This is a genomic window from Bradyrhizobium sp. UFLA06-24, assembly GCF_054967145.1.
Genome location: NZ_JADFUE010000044.1, coordinates 39921 through 55081 on the forward strand (window position 1 = coordinate 39921; position 15161 = coordinate 55081).

Genomic DNA, 15161 nt, shown 5'->3' on the forward strand with positions numbered 1-15161 from the left:
TCTCTGGGCGTGAAGAGCCGGCAGGCCGCAAGCCTGCCGGCGTGAGGCCGTTACTTCTGGGCGATCAATGCATCGAGCGCCTTGTCGGCGTCGGCACAGGCCTGATCGATCGGCTTCTGCTTCAGGATGAGGTCCTGCACCGCCTGGCCAATGAACTCGCGCGATTCGGGATTGGCGACGATGGGATAGCCGACCTCGGAGGACCCCTTGGTGGCGAGCACGTCGAGCGCGGCCTGCCATTCCTTGCGGACCGGCTCCTCGTCGATCCACTTGCGGTATTCAGGATGCTTGGCGACCGACGGGCGCGGCGGGGCGATGCCCTGGAGTGCCATCTTCTTCTGCACTTCGGGGCTGGTCGCCCATTGCACGAAGTACCAGGCCGCATCCGGCTGCTTGCTGTGCGAGGACACCGCCATGCCCCAGCCGATCGTGGTCGGCACCTGGCCGGCCTCGCCCGCGGGGAACGGCAGCAGGCCAGTGTCCTTCAGCCGCGCGCCGCCGTCCATCACGGTGCGCAGCTCGTTGGAGGATTCGAAGGCCATGGCGGCGCGGCCGCTGCGATACAGCGCCGAAATCTGCTGAAAGCTGTAATTGACGACGCCGGGCGGGCCGAAGTCGCGCAGCAGCCGGCTATAGGTGTCGAGCGCTTCCTTGCCCTTGGCCGAGCAGAGATTCGACTTGCCATTGGCGATGTACGTGCCGCCGATATTGTGCAGCATGTTGCTAAACGTATAGGCCACCGCGGGCTTGAGACCGCGCGAGACGAACGGCGTCACCGCGCTGTCGCAGATCTTGATCTTCTCGGCAGCGGCTTCGACGTCCTTGATGGTCTTGGGCGCTTCGAGGCCACACTTCTTGAAGATGTCGGTGCGGTAGTAGAAGATCGGGCCCTCGATGTTCATTGGAATGCTGGTCAGCTTGCCGCCGAAGGTCGCGGCCTTGAGCAATGCCTGGCTCAGCCCGGTCGGATCATAGTCCTTGGCGACCTCGTTCTTGGCCATGGTGGTGAGATCGCCATACCAGCCGGCGGCGGCGAACTGCTCGCCCTCGCGCGAGGGCAGCGTCATGAACACGTCGACCTCGTCGCTGTTCGCATTCATGACCGTGACCAGACGCTGGCGCATCTGCTGTTCCTGATAGGCGTCGACCTTCAGGGTCATGCCGGTCAGCTTCTCGAAATCGGCCTTGTAAGTCAGCAGCGCCTTGGACACCGGATTGTTGTTGGCGAGAAAGGTGACGGTCTTGCCCTTGAACTTCATCCAGTCGAAATCGGCAGCCTGCGCCTGCGCGCTGACGGCAATGACGAGAACGGGCAGCGCGACGTGGGTCGCGAGCATCCTGGCTTTCATCGAACTCTCCTCCCGGCTGGCCGCCTTGAGCCGGCGGACCATTTTGACACGTTTGAACGCAACTTGAAAACGGTTACAAAATAGACCCCACATCCGGCATGTCAAGCGATGGACAAGCCACACAATCTGCGGCAGATTTGCGGTGAAGCCGCTACCACACCGCTCGCGCCGCGATATGTAACGTTACATACATGCGATTGACCAACCCCAAGGCTGCTAACAAATCCGTGAAACAGGGCATCCGCGCCGTGGCGGCCCGCGCCGGCGTTTCGACCGCCTCGGTCTCGCGCGCTCTCAACAATCCGGATGCGGTGAGCCCGTCGCTGCGTGTGCGCATCGAACAGGCCATCGATGCGCTCGGCTACATCCCGCATGCGCCGGCGCGCATTCTCTCCTCGCGGCGCTCGCGCACCCTGGGAGCGATCGTACCGACCATCGACAACACGATGTTCGCGCGCGGGATCGCTTCGCTGCAGCAATATCTGTCGTCGGTCGGCTACATGCTGTTCCTCACCACGAGCGGCTACGATCTCGATGTCGAGTTGCAGCAGGCGCGCAACCTGATCGGCCGCGGCGTCGACGGCCTCGTGCTGCGCGGCGATTGCCATCACGACGGACTGCGCAAGCTGCTTGCCGACAACAAAGTCCCCTTCATCAACGTCGGCATCTACCAGCCCGACCGGCCCTACCCCTGCGTCGGCACCGACAACGAAGCCGCCGCCCATCGCGCCGCCGCGCACGTCATCGAGCTCGGCCATCGCCGCATCGGCATCGTCTCGGCGCTCCAGCGCAACAACGACCGCGCCAGCGCCCGCGTCGTCGGCTTTCGTCGCGCACTCGCCGAAAACGGACTCGAGCTACCTCCGCAATGGCATGTCGAGGTGCCATACACGCTCGACGACGCCCGCGAGGCGGCACGCTATCTCCTGAACCTGAAAGACCGTCCGACAGCCGTGGTGTGCGGCAACGACGTCATCGCCTATGGCGTATTGCTCGAGGCGGAACGCGACGGATTCGCCGTGCCGCGCGACCTGTCAGTGGTCGGTTTCGACGACCTCGACTGGAGCCGGCATTTGCGGCCGAGCCTGACCACGATCCATGTTCCGACCGGAGAAACCTGGCAGCGCGCCGGCGAATATCTGGTGCGCAGCCTCGCCGGCGAGCAGACCATCATGCACCGCGAGATCGACTTCTCGCTCGTGGTCCGCGAATCGACGGCTCCACCGCCGACATCCCTGACGTGAGGCATGGCCGATGACTTCGAATTTTTCTTTCGCCCCCGGATTCCGTGCCGTCGTGATCGGCGGCGCCGGCGACATTGGCGCGGCGATCAGCAACCAGTTCTGCGATCTCGGCGCGACAGTCACGGCGACCGGCGCCAACGAGGCTGACCTCGCCCGCACGCTGCTCAAGCCGCGCGGCGGCCTGACGCTGGCGACGCTTGATGTCACCGACGATGCGGCCGTCACGTCGTTCGCCGGAAGCCACAAGCGCGTCGACGCACTGGTCAATTGCGCCGGCATCCTGGCGCGCGACAAGGAATTCGAGATCGACACGTTTATGAAGGTGCTCGACGTCAACCTCACCGGCACGTTCCGGACATGCATGGCGTTCCGTGCGCTGCTCGCGGAGACCAAGGGCTCGATCGTCAACATCGCCTCGATGAATGCGACGCTCGCGCTGCCGCGAATCCCCGCCTATTGCGCGAGCAAGGGCGGCGTCGTGATGCTGACCAAGGCGCTGGCCTTGAAATGGGCCGAGGACGGCATTCGCGTCAATGCGGTTGCGCCCGGCTATATCGAAACCGCGATCAACGCCGCGGGCCGCACCGACCTTGCGCATTACCAGCGGATAGCCGACCGCACCGCGTTCAAACGTTGGGGACGCCCGGAAGACATCGCCGGCGCGGTTGCGTTCCTCTGTATGCCGGCGTCGCAATATGCGACCGGCACTGTCGTTGCTGTCGACGGTGGATTTCTCGCCGGCTGACGTCGCGCGATCATCCGCGGCCGTAAGTCGGCTCGCCTAGCGACGCATCGTCACCTTCGAACCACCCTCGTCGGGAACGCGCGCCCCGAGTTCCGGGCCTGCGCGATGACGCGTTCCAACGGCACGGCGCGCGGCGACTTTGCCGCGGTTGACTTGTTATAACATTTGGGCAAATGTCCTAACTAACCGGAAGTATAAATCCGGATTTTCGGGAGGACAGCATGACGTCATTCAAGCCGACGCGACGAACGCTACTCAAAACCGGAACCGCGGCTGCGGCTCTGGCGACGTTTGGGCCTGGCATCCTGCGGCACGCGTCCGCACAGGACGCCGACCTCGCACCCTACAAATCCGCGCAGATCGACTGGCAGCAGGTCTCCGGCGAGACCATCACGGTTGCGGTCATCCCGGCGAGCTATTTCGAAAACCTGATCACGCTGGCGCCGCAGTTCAAGGCGCTCACCGGCATCGACGTCCGTTTCGAGAAGATTCCGCCTGCGCAGATCCGGCAAAAGAGCGTCATCGACCTGACCTCGAAGACCGGCACCTACGCGACCCACGCCGCGGACCCCATGTATTACGCGCTCTACGCCGCGAACAAATGGGTCGAGCCGCTCGACACCTATCTCAACGACAAGACGCTGACCGATCAGGCCTGGTTCAAGCTCGACGACATCATCCCGGCCTGGCGCAGCGCCAACGGCATCGACGGCAAGCTCTACGGCATGCCCTATGATGGCGAAGTCACCATCCAGGTTTATCGCAAGGACCTCTACGACGCGAAGGGCCTGAAGCCGGCCGACACTTTAGAGGTCTATATGGCAAACGCTGCGGCGCTGAACACGCCGAATGATCGCGTCTGGGGCGCAGCACTTCGCGGCATCGCCGGCGCCGGCCAGAACATGTACATCTATCCGTCGATCTTCCGCGAGTTCGGCGGCGAGTGGATGAAGGGCGGCAAGCTCACCGTTAACGGCCCCGAGGCAGAGGCGGCGCTCGCCTGGTACGTCGACATCATGAAGAAGTACGCGCCGACGGCGGCGGCCAACTGGAACTGGCCGGATATCGCCGACGCATTCTCGCAAGGCACCGTCGCCAGCTACATCGACGCACATTCGTCGGCTTCGGTCATCAACAATCCCGAGAAGTCCAAAGTGATCGGCAAGGTCGCCTATGCGCGCTGGCCCAAGGGCCCCTCGGGCAAGCGCACCACGTCCATCTGGAACTGGGGCTTCCCGATCAATTCCGCGCTGCCAGAGAAGAAGCGGAAAGCGACTTGGCTGTTCATCCAGTGGGCCGCGAGCGCCGAGACCCAGGCGCGCACCGCGCACAAGTTCGCCGGCCCCACCAAACGCTCGGGCGTCAACCGAACCTCGGTGTGGAAGGATCCCGACTACATCAAGCTGATGAACGGCTTCGGCGAGAACTTCGTCGAGGCCACGATGGGCGCCCTGCAGGAGGACACCGACGTCGACTGGCGTCCGCGCGTGCCGCAATGGCCGGCGATCGGCGACACCATGGCGACCGCGATCCAGTCAGCCCTCTCCGGCCAGGCCACGGTCAAGGCCGCACTGGACGATGCGCAGCGCCGCATCGAACCCATGATGCGCGGCTGAGCCATGGCGACGACAGCGGTGACATCTGCCGGGATCGCGAGCGAGGCGCCTCGCACCGATTTCGGCCGCGTCCTGGCGCAGCGCGAACGCCGGTTTGCAGCGGCCCTGCTTGCACCGGCGTTTCTCGCGCTGCTCGCCACGACGACGTTTCCGCTGCTCTTCCTGGTCTATACCAGCGCATTCCGGATGGACCTGGCGATGCCGTTCACCAACGGCTTCGTCGGATTCGAGAACTACCAGGTGCTCCTCTCCGACGAGCGCTTCTGGACCTCGCTGCTGGTGAGCCTCGTCTATACCGGCTCGACCGTCGCGCTGCAGGTCATCATTGGCCTCGCGCTCGCCTTGCTGGTCATGGACATGAAGCGCGGCCAGGGCTGGTTCAGGGTCATCGCCATCCTGCCCGTGGTGCTGTCGCCGGCCGTTGTGGGCATGATTTGGCGTACCTTCATGCTGGCACCGGAATTCGGCATCGTCGATTTCCTCGCCATCAACGCCGGCCTCGGCAGCAAGAACTGGCTCGGCGATCCCACGCTTGCGATGGTCTCGGTGATCGCGATCCACACCTGGCAGTGGACGCCGTTCGCGTTCATGGTGCTGCTGGCTTCGCTCGCCTCCTTGCCCGAGGACATCTACGAGGCCGCGCGGCTCGACCGCGCCTCGGCCTGGCAGCGCTTCCGCCGCATCACCCTGCCCCTGCTGCGCCCGGCGATCGTCATGGTCATCATCATGCGGACCATGGTGGCGCTAACCGCGTTCGCAGCGATCTTCACCGTCACCGCCGGCGGTCCCGGCACCGCGACCGAGATCCTCAATCTCTATGCCTACCGGAAATCCTTCACCGAGCTGTCGATCGGCTACGGGTCGGCGCTCGCTGTCGCGCTCCTGATCGTGACCATCATCATCTCCGGCATCCTGTTCGCGATGCGGAGGGCGAAATGACCGCAAAGCGCCTCCGCATCATTGCCCTGCTCGCGATCTCCACGGTCTTCCTGCTCGCCTGGGCGTTTCCGATCGTCTGGAGCGTCATGAATTCGCTCAAGACCGATTCCGACGTGCTGGCCTATCCGCCCAAGCTTGTGTTCACGCCGACGTGGGAAGCCTATCGCGACGTGTTGTTCGGCTCGGGATCGATCCTGCCGAACCTGCTCTCCAGCGTCATCATCTCCGTCGGCACCACCGTGGTCACCATGCTGATGGCGGTGCCCGCGGCCTATGCACTGGCGCGCCTGCGCTTTCGCGGCAAGAAGTTCGCGGGCTTCTACGTGCTGGCCACACAGATGCTGCCGCCGGTCGGCATCATCATCCCGTACTTCCTGGTGCTGCGGAACATCGGCTGGATCGACACCTATCAGGGCATCATCCTGATCTATCTGTCGTTCTCCCTGCCCTTCGCGATCTGGCTGCTGGTCTCCTATTTCGAAGACATTCCTTTCGAGATGGAGGAAGCCGCCTCTCTCGATGGCGCCAGCCGATTGAAGACATTGTGGCGGATCATCATTCCGCAGGTCCGTGGCGGCATCGCCGTGACGATCGTATTCGTGTTTCTCAATGCGTGGAACGAATTTTTGTTCGCCGTCGTACTCAGCGGCAACACGGTGCGCCCGGTCACGGTCGCCATGTTCAATTTCGTCTCCGTCGAGCAGACGCTGTGGGCCAAGCTCGCCGCGGTCTCGGTTCTCGCCATGCTGCCTGTCGTCGTCCTCGGCGTGGTCGCGCAGAAGCATATCGTGAAGGGCCTGACGGTCGGTGCAGTCAAGGGCGGAGGACGCCGATGAGCGGCCAGGGTCAGGTCAGTTTTCGCAACATCGTCAAGATGCACGGCGAGTTCGCCGCGCTCAGGGGCGTGAATTTCGACATCCGACCGGGCGAATTTTTCGCCCTGCTAGGCCCCTCGGGCTCGGGCAAGAGCACGACGCTGCGCATCCTCGCCGGCCTGGACGCGCCGACCGCCGGCCGCGTGCTGATCGACGACAAGGACGTCACCTCGACCGATGCGCGGGACCGCGACATCGCCATGGTGTTCCAGAGCTACGCGCTCTACCCGCACATGACGGTGGCCGAGAACATCGCCTTTCCGCTGGAGATGGCCAAGCTACCGAAGTCCGAGATCGCGCCCGCCGTGAAGGACGCGGCGCGCAAGGTGAAGATAGACCATTTGCTCGACCGCAAGCCGGGCCAGCTCTCGGGCGGCCAGCAGCAGCGCTGCGCGCTGGCCCGCGCCATCGTGCGCAAGGCGCGCCTGTTCCTGCTCGACGAGCCGCTCTCGAACCTCGATGCAAAGCTGCGGCTGGAAACCCGCGCCGAACTGAAGAAGCTGCAGCGTTCGCTGGGCGTCACCGCCGTCTACGTCACCCACGACCAGGAAGAGGCCATGACGCTTGCGGACCGCATGGCGGTGTTCATGTCGGGCGAGATCCAGCAGGTCGGCACGCCCGCGGAGGTGTTCGCCCGCCCGAACTCGATCGACATTGCCGGCTTCATCGGCAATCCCCCGATGAATCTCGTCCCCGCCCGCTACGTGGATGGCGACGTCATCATCGCGGGCCATCGTCTCAAGACGACGGCCACGATCGCAGGTGAGCGCGACGTGGTGGTCGGGTTTCGGCCCGGCGCCCTGCGCATGGCAGAAGGCGGACTAGGTGCGCGCGTCGATCTGATCGAGGATCTCGGCGATACCGCCGTGCTCGATCTCGACTGCGCCGGCACCATGATCCGCATGCGCGTCGCCGACGGCAACATTCCCGGCGAGGGCAACACGATCTCGATCACGGCCCGACCTCAAGACATTCATCTGTTCGATCCAGCAACACGCATGCGGCTCTGACACCATGGCTATTCAAACACGCAAGAAGAAGCCCGCGCCGCTCGGCAGCGATGTCGTTGGGGAGGGATCAACGCCCCTGCATATCCAGATCCGTGAATCCATTCGCAGCCAGGTGCGCGACGGCAAGCTGATCGATGCGACCGGCCGCCTGATGACCGAGGCCGAACTCGGCCGCCATTTCGGCGTCAGCCGCATCACCATCCGTAACGCCATAGCCCCCCTCGTGAACGAAGGTATGTTCGACCGCTCGCGCGGCCGCGGCACCTTCCTGCGCTCGAACCAGCCCGAGAACTGGGTCGGCCACCTCATGGGCTTCTCGGAAACCATCCGCGACGCCGGCTACCAGGCCGGCGCCACGATCCTGCAGCAGGGCATGACCAACCGGCACGATGCCGCCGTTCGCGAGCAGCTGCGCGAACGCGCTGTCTGGCAGCTCCGACGCTTGCGGCTCGCGGACGACACGCCGATCGCCATCGAGCACGCCTTCTATCCCCCGGATATCGGTCTCGAGCTCGAGAAGCGCGATCTGGTCTCGATCATCATGTACCGCGTCTTCGAGGACGAGCTTGGCCTCGCCATCAAGGACGCCCAGCAGACCATCAGCGCCGACCTCGCCGACGCCGGCAGCGCCAAGCTGCTGGGGATCAAGGTCGGCTCGCCCCTGCTCTCCATCGAGCGCGTCACTTTCGGCAAGGACGGACGGGCGCTCGAGCTGCTGCGCGCCGTGTACTTGCCGAAATATTTCCGCCTGAGCATCAGCCTCACGCGCCGCCACTAACCGCCACACGTCAATCACGAGGACAAGAACATGCCGAATGGCGCAAAGACCCCTGACAGCCCCAACATCCTGCTCATCCTCAACGACGACATGGGCTTTTCGGACATCGGCTGTTACGGCGGCGAGATCCAGACGCCAAACCTCGACCGCCTCGCGGCGAATGGCTTGCGCTATTCGCAGTTCTACAACACCGCACGCTGCAGCCCTTCACGCGCCTCGCTGCTCACCGGCCTGCATCCGCACCAGACCGGCATCGGCATCCTTACCTACAGCAACGGCCCGGAAGGCTATGCCGGCAATCTGAACAAGAGCTGCGTGACGATCGCCGAGGCGCTGAAAAGCAAGAACTACACGTCCTACCTCAGCGGCAAATGGCACATCGCCAGCAGCCTGACGGAGCCGACCGACGCATGGCCGATGCAGCGCGGCTTCGACCACTTCTACGGCACCATCATCGGCGCCGGCTCCTTTTACCATCCCAACACGCTCACCCGCGGCAACGACAATATCGAGCACGAGGCGGTGAAGGATCCCTCGTTCTTCTACACCGATGCGATCAGCGATCAGGCTGCCGCCTTCATCCGCCAGCACAAGGCGCAGAAGCCCGACGCGCCATTCTTCCAGTACGTCGCCTATACGGCGCCGCACTGGCCGCTCCACGCCCATGACGAGGATATCGCCAAGTACAAGGGCCGCTTCGATGCGGGCTGGGACAGGCTGCGGGAGGAGCGCCTCAAGCGCCTCGTCGACGACGGCATCATCCATCCGAACTGGCGCCTGACCGATCGCGATCCGACCCAACCGCCGTGGACCGACGCGGAGCAGCGCGAATGGACGCTGCGCTGCATGGAGGTCTACGCGGCCCAGATCGACCGCATGGACCAGGGCATCGGCCGCATCCTGAAGGCGCTGGACGAGACCGGCCAGATGGACAACACGCTGATCATCTTCCTCTCCGACAACGGCGCCTGCGCCGAGGACATTCCGGAAGGCGTCACGGCAAAGGAGCTGGTCGATCAGCTCATGATCGCGCAGGCGAAGACGCGCGACGGCAGACCAGTGCGCTTCGGCAATGACCCGACCCTGATGCCCGGCGCCGAGGACACCTACCAGAGCTACGGCACCGCCTGGGCGAACCTCTCCAACACGCCGTTCCGTCTCTACAAGCACTGGATCCACGAAGGCGGCATCGCAACCCCGTTCATCGTGCATTGGCCGCGCGGCATTTCCGAGAGAGGCGGCCTGCGGCACAATCCGAGCCAGCTCACCGACGTGATGGCAACCATTCTCGACGTCACCGGCGCCACCTATCCCAAGGAGTATAACGGCAACGCCATCCTGCCCTGCGAAGGCGAGAGCCTGGTGCCGTCATTCGCCTCGGCCTATGGCAACCGTGGCCCGCTGTTCTGGGAGCACGAGGGCAACGCGGCCGTCCGCGTCGGCAAGTGGAAGCTGGTGCGGAAGTATCCCGGCCCCTGGGAGCTCTACGACATGGAGACGGACCGCACCGAGATGAACGATCTCGCCGCGCAGCATCCGGATCGCGTCCGCGAGATGACGGCGCAGTATCAGCAATGGGCCAATCGCTGCGGCGTGATCCCGCGCGAAAAGATTCTGGAGTTGATGAAGGCGGAAGGCGGCACAGCCTTCTGGGAGGAAGAGAAGCAGAAATAGTACATGACCGGGGATCGCTCACACTGTTGCACCCAGCGCGCCGCCGGCAGCGGGCGGGCAACGGGTGAGGATGCGCAAGCGGCCATCACTCCCAGTTCAACTCCGATCCTGCGCCGCTGGAGCTCGCTGATCGGCGGAACCTTCCACATGGGATCCGCCGGCGTCGGCTTCGTTGAGGACGGCGAAGGCCCGGTACGGCTGGTGACGTTGTCGCCGTTTGCCATTGCCTGCCACGCCGTGAGCAATCTGCAATTCGGCGACTTCGTCCGGGCCACGGGCTACACGACGGATGCCGAACGCTACGGCTGGAGCTTTGTCTTCGACGGGCTGTTGCCGGAAGAGACACGCGCGGCCCGCACGACGCGCGTTCAGGAAACGCCATGGTGGGTGCCGGTGACGCGCGCCTACTGGGCGCAGCCGGAAGGACCGTCGAGCAGCATTCTCGACAGGCTCGATCATCCCGTCGTCCACGTCTCCTGGAACGACGCACAGGCCTATTGCCAATGGTCCGGCACGCGCCTTCCAACCGAGGCGGAATGGGAGATGGCCGCGCGCGGCGGATTGGACCAAGCCACCTACCCCTGGGGCAACGAGCTTGAGCCCGGCGGCGAGCATCGCTGCAATATCTGGCAGGGCAACTTTCCCGACCGCAACACCGTGGATGATGGCTATTTCGGCACAGCGCCGGTTCACGCCTTTGCGTCGAACGGATATGGTTTGCGCAACGTCGCCGGAAACGTCTGGGAGTGGTGTGAAGACTATTTTTCCCCGAGCTATCACCGTCTTACGCCGCCGCAAGATCCCCTGAACGCCGAGCCCGCGCCCAGCCGGTCGATGCGCGGCGGATCCTTCCTCTGCCACGAATCCTACTGCAATCGCTACCGCGTCGCGGCGAGAAGTTCCAACACGCCCGATTCCGCGTCCAGCAATATCGGTTTCCGCGTCGTGCGCGCCGAACCGCCGCGGGATCCGGCCTAGGATGGCGCCGGCATCACATCCTGCGAAGCCGGCCGCGGCTCCCGGCATCCGCCTGCTGCCGTTGTTCCTGCGCAACTTCGTGCGCAATCGCGAGACCGGCCTTGTGCTGATCGCGATCGTCGTCGGACTGCTCAGTGGCGTGCTGGTGGCTGCGATCTCGAGCCTCAGCCAGGTTTCTCACGCCCTTCTATTCGACATTCCTTTCGATGCACATCTCAGCGCCACCGGCGTGATCTCCTGGCAGCGCACGCTGCTGATCCCGACGCTTGGCGGCCTGGTGCTTGCGCTGATCGGGCTGTACTTCGCAAGGCGCGTGAAGGGACAGCAGCTCGCCGACGCGATCGAGGCCAATGCGCTCTATGGCGGCCGGGTGTCCTTTCGCGGCAGCCTGCTGATCTCGATCCAGACATTACTGTCCAACGGGTTCGGCGGGTCGGTCGGGCTGGAGGCCGGCTATACCCAGATCTGCTCGATGTTCGGCTCTCACGTCGGCCAGCGCCTGGCCGCCCGCCGTAACGACATGCGGCTGCTGGTGGCCTGCGGCGCCGCGGGGGCGATCAGCGCCGCGTTCTCCGCACCGCTCGCGGGCGCCTTCTACGCCTTCGAGGTCGTGCTCGGCGCCTATACGTCCGCCGGTCTCGTGCCGGTCATCGCCAGCGCCGTCACCGCATGGCTCGTCGCGCGGCAATTGACGCACCAGTCCTTCCTGATGGTGCCCGGCTTCCCCTCGCCGGTCTCCGTCGAGATGATCGGGCAAACCGTGCTGATCGGCATCATCTGCGCTTTCGTCAGCATCCTCGTGATGCTTGCCGTCGCATTCTCCGAGCGCTGCTTTCTGCGCATCACGGTGTTCAAGGGCTTCCTGCGCCCAATTCTCGGCGGCCTCCTCCTCGGCGGCCTCGCCTTGCTGACGCCCACTGTGCTCGGCGCCGGTCACGGCGCGATGCAGATCCTGCTGGTCAGCAATCCGACCTGGCTTCTGCTCACGACCACGATCGTGTTCAAGATCCTGGCCTCGGCCATCTCGCTCGGCTCCGGCTTCCGCGGCGGCCTGTTCTTCGCCTCGCTGTTGCTCGGCGCGCTGATCGGGCAGCTCTACAGCATCGTGCTGATGGGCCCTCTTCCCACGCTGGCGCTTCAACCCGGCACGGCCGCCATCGCGGCGCTCGCCGCACTCGGGACGGGCGTCCTTGGCGCGCCGTTCAGCATGGTGTGTCTTGCGCTCGAGATCACCGGCGATTTCTCCGTCACCGTTGGAGCGGTGGTCGCGTCGTCGGTCTGCGCGCTGATCGTGCGCGAGCTGTTCGGCTACAGCTTCGCCACATGGCGCTTCCATTTGCGCGGCGAGGTGATCCGCGGCCCGCAAGACATCGGCTGGGTCCGGCAGATGAGCGCGGCTTCGCTGATGCGCACCGACTTCGAGAACGCGCTGACGACGATGCCGATCGGCGAGGCGCAAAAGCTGTTCTCGCCGGCACAGGTTCGCCAGATCGTGCTCCGCGATCCCAGCGGCATCTATGCGGGCATCGTGCCCGCCGCGACGCTGCATTCCGTCGCCAACCAGGACGATGAGCAGCTGGGGTCACTGGCCCAGCAACAGGATGAGTGCCTGCTCCCGACCACGCCGGTGCGCGAGATCCTGAAGGCCTTTGAACGCAGCGAGGCCGACGTGCTCGCGGTCGTCGATCGCACCGATCATCGCGCGACGATCGGCACCTTGAGCGAAGCCCACGTCCTGCGCACCTACGGGGAGGAGCTCGAGCGCCGGAACCAGGAACTGTTCTCGCGCTGAGAGGGCTAGGGCCGCAGATCCATGTCGATCCGCACGAAGTCGCCGCGATAGGTGACTTCGCCAAGATAGATCACAGTGCGGTCCGCGGTCGTGAAGATGCGGCGGACTTCTGCTACCGGCGAATTCAGCGGCACGCGCAGCAGCCGGGCGGCTTCGATGTCCGCGGCACCTATCGTCAGGGTCTGGCGCGCGCTGGCGATGGCGGGATCCCTGAGATCGTTCAGGATCGGAATCACGGTCTCGTTGCGAAAACGCTTCGGTGACCTGCGGAAGATCTTCTCGTCGAGATAGATGGAAATGACGCAATACGGCTGCTTCTCCCGCGAATGCAGCCGACGCATGAAGACATATTTTTCGGCCGGCTTACCGTCGCCGGGAAGAAGCGGTGCATCGCTGCGGCTTTCGGAGATATTGATGATCTCGGGCGAAGTGTCGCGGTACATGTCGGCGAGATCGGATAGCGTCGTCTCGACCTTGAGCCAGCGATCCTGCCGCACGGTCCCTGTGACGAAAGTGCCGCGGCCCTGCTGTGCCTCGATCACGCCGTCGCGGGCGAGCAGCTCCACCGCCTGCCTGATCGTGACGCGCGACACGCCAAACTCGGCCGCCAGTTCCTCGTTGGCGGGCAGGCGAAAGCCCTGGGTCCAAACCCCGCGCGCGATGCGCTGCCGGAAGATGTCGGCGATCTGTGCGTATTTGGGGACGTGACTATCGGAACTCAATTCCATCTCGCCCTCCGGAATTCAGGCCGCGCGATCAAGCCATGACCTGTGCGGCACCGCGTTCGCCAATCATCAGGCTGGTCGCGTTGGTGTTGGCCGACGTGATCTGCGGCATCACCGAGGCGTCGATCACCCGCAGCCGCTCGACGCCGCGCACGCGCAGCTGCGGATCGAGCACGGCCTGCGCGTCGCCGCCCATGCGACATGTCCCGACGCAGTGAAACACCGTGCCCCCGGTATTGCGTGCAAAATCCCACAGCCCGGCATCATCCCTTGCCGCCTCGCCCGGCACCATCTCGATGTCCCAGAACGGGCGAAACGCCGTCTGCTGATAAATCTCGCGCAGAATTTTCAGACCCGCAACAATGGTCTTGCGGTCGATCTCCTCGGCAAAATAATTCGGCGCGATACGCGGCTGCTCGAACGGATCGGTGGAGCTGATCGCAAGCCGTCCGCGCGACTTTGCGTGGCACTGCCAGACCGAGGCGGTGAAGCCGGAATAGCTGTGCAGGGGCTCGCCGGGCTTGTCGACCGAGAGCGGCATCACGTTGAACTGCACGTCCGGCCGTCCGCCGACCGCGTATTCCGTGCAGGCTGCGCCGCCCACCTGCCCCGCCCCGACCGTCAGCGGGCCGCTGCCCGCCAGCATCCACTGCAGGCCCATCTTCGCAAGCTCGACGGGATTGCGGACCTGATCGTTGAGCGAGATCCGCTCCTTGAGGCGGACGATCAGCCGGGCCTGATAATGGTCCTGGAGATTGGCGCCGACCTCCGGAGAATCGGCAATAACGGGAATGCCGAGCTTGCGCAGCAGATCGGCTGGACCAACGCCGGAGAGCTGGAGGATCTGCGGCGACTGCAGCGCGCCCCCGGACAGGATGATCTCACGATCAGCCGTCGCGCTGTGGACCTGCCCCTTGCTGATCCACTCGACGCCGGTCGCGACGCGACCGTTGAAAACGACCCTGCTGACCTGCGCATGGGTGATGATGGTGAGATTAGGACGGCTGGCGACGGGGCGCAGAAACGCGGAGGCCGAACTGGTCCGCCAGTGCCGCCCGATTCCGAGCTGGTAGGTGCCGACGCCCAGCGTCGTGGCACCGTTGAAGTCGGGATTGCGCGGCAGGCCGAACTCTACACCCGCCTCGACCCAGGCCTTCGATGCCTGGTTGTCGTTGCGGAGATCGGAGACCTCGAACTCCCCGAGTCCGCCGTGAAACTGGCTCTCGCCTCCACGGTAACGTTCGTAGCGCCGAAAATACGGCAGGAGCTCGCGATAGCTCCAACCCTCGGCGCCAAGGCGTTCCCAATCGTCGAAGTCTTCGTGCTGGCCGCGGATGAAGATCAACCCATTGATCGACGAGGAACCGCCGAGCACGCGGCCACGCGGCCAGACGATGGCGCGACCGCCGCTCCCTTCCGAGGGCTCGGTCCTGAAC

Annotated in this window: 13 protein-coding genes; 10 read left to right on the forward strand and 3 right to left on the reverse strand. The window is 64.6% G+C overall.

The features are described from left to right. Positions 1 to 50: 50 nt before the first annotated feature. Positions 51 to 1349, reverse strand: coding sequence for an ABC transporter substrate-binding protein (locus IF809_RS27765; RefSeq protein ID WP_462839105.1), 1299 nt, complete (start codon positions 1347 to 1349; stop codon positions 51 to 53). A gap of 191 nt (positions 1350 to 1540) precedes the next feature. On the opposite strand from IF809_RS27765, the gene IF809_RS27770 reads away from it, so the two are divergent. The 10 genes from IF809_RS27770 to IF809_RS27815 all read left to right on the forward strand — a co-directional run bounded on the left by IF809_RS27770 (position 1541) and on the right by IF809_RS27815 (position 13000). Then, a complete protein-coding gene (locus IF809_RS27770) occupies positions 1541 to 2593 on the forward strand; it encodes a LacI family DNA-binding transcriptional regulator (RefSeq protein WP_462839106.1) in 1053 nt (350 codons plus the stop codon). A 10-nt stretch (positions 2594 to 2603) separates the two neighbouring features. Continuing rightward, the gene (locus IF809_RS27775; RefSeq protein WP_462839107.1) at positions 2604 to 3338 is read left to right on the forward strand and encodes an SDR family NAD(P)-dependent oxidoreductase; all 735 of its coding nucleotides are present in this window, start codon (positions 2604 to 2606) and stop codon (positions 3336 to 3338) included. A gap of 221 nt (positions 3339 to 3559) precedes the next feature. Then, positions 3560 to 4954, forward strand: a complete 1395-nt coding sequence (locus tag IF809_RS27780) for an ABC transporter substrate-binding protein (protein WP_462839108.1) — start codon at positions 3560 to 3562, stop codon at positions 4952 to 4954. Between the two features lie 3 nt (positions 4955 to 4957). Continuing rightward, positions 4958 to 5893 carry a carbohydrate ABC transporter permease gene (locus tag IF809_RS27785; protein ID WP_462839109.1) on the forward strand — a complete coding sequence of 312 codons (936 nt, stop codon included), beginning with the start codon at positions 4958 to 4960 and terminating at the stop codon, positions 5891 to 5893. Next, positions 5890 to 6729 (forward strand): carbohydrate ABC transporter permease, encoded by an 840-nt coding sequence (locus IF809_RS27790; protein ID WP_462839110.1) that lies wholly within the window; start codon positions 5890 to 5892, stop codon positions 6727 to 6729. The genes IF809_RS27785 and IF809_RS27790 overlap by 4 nt, the downstream gene beginning before the upstream one ends. Further along, the gene (locus tag IF809_RS27795) at positions 6726 to 7778 is read left to right on the forward strand and encodes an ABC transporter ATP-binding protein (RefSeq protein WP_462839111.1); all 1053 of its coding nucleotides are present in this window, start codon (positions 6726 to 6728) and stop codon (positions 7776 to 7778) included. Before IF809_RS27790 ends, IF809_RS27795 begins: the two co-directional genes overlap by 4 nt. Positions 7779 to 7782: 4 nt before the next feature. Continuing rightward, positions 7783 to 8556, forward strand: a complete 774-nt coding sequence (locus IF809_RS27800; RefSeq protein WP_462839112.1) for a GntR family transcriptional regulator — start codon at positions 7783 to 7785, stop codon at positions 8554 to 8556. 30 nt (positions 8557 to 8586) lie between these two features. After that, a complete protein-coding gene (locus IF809_RS27805) occupies positions 8587 to 10230 on the forward strand; it encodes an arylsulfatase (RefSeq protein ID WP_063684290.1) in 1644 nt (547 codons plus the stop codon). 3 nt (positions 10231 to 10233) lie between these two features. Beyond that, positions 10234 to 11208 carry a formylglycine-generating enzyme family protein gene (locus IF809_RS27810; RefSeq protein WP_462839113.1) on the forward strand — a complete coding sequence of 325 codons (975 nt, stop codon included), beginning with the start codon at positions 10234 to 10236 and terminating at the stop codon, positions 11206 to 11208. Position 11209: 1 nt separating this feature from the next. After that, on the forward strand, positions 11210 to 13000 hold the full coding sequence (locus IF809_RS27815; RefSeq protein WP_462839114.1) for a chloride channel protein: 1791 nt from the start codon (positions 11210 to 11212) through the stop codon (positions 12998 to 13000). 5 nt (positions 13001 to 13005) lie between these two features. Here the strand turns inward: IF809_RS27815 and IF809_RS27820 are convergent, their stop codons facing one another. Beyond that, on the reverse strand, positions 13006 to 13728 hold the full coding sequence (locus tag IF809_RS27820; protein ID WP_462839115.1) for a GntR family transcriptional regulator: 723 nt from the start codon (positions 13726 to 13728) through the stop codon (positions 13006 to 13008). Between the two features lie 28 nt (positions 13729 to 13756). Continuing rightward, a partial coding sequence (locus tag IF809_RS27825) for a GMC family oxidoreductase (RefSeq protein WP_462839116.1) occupies positions 13757 to 15161 on the reverse strand: 1405 nt, incomplete at its 5' end.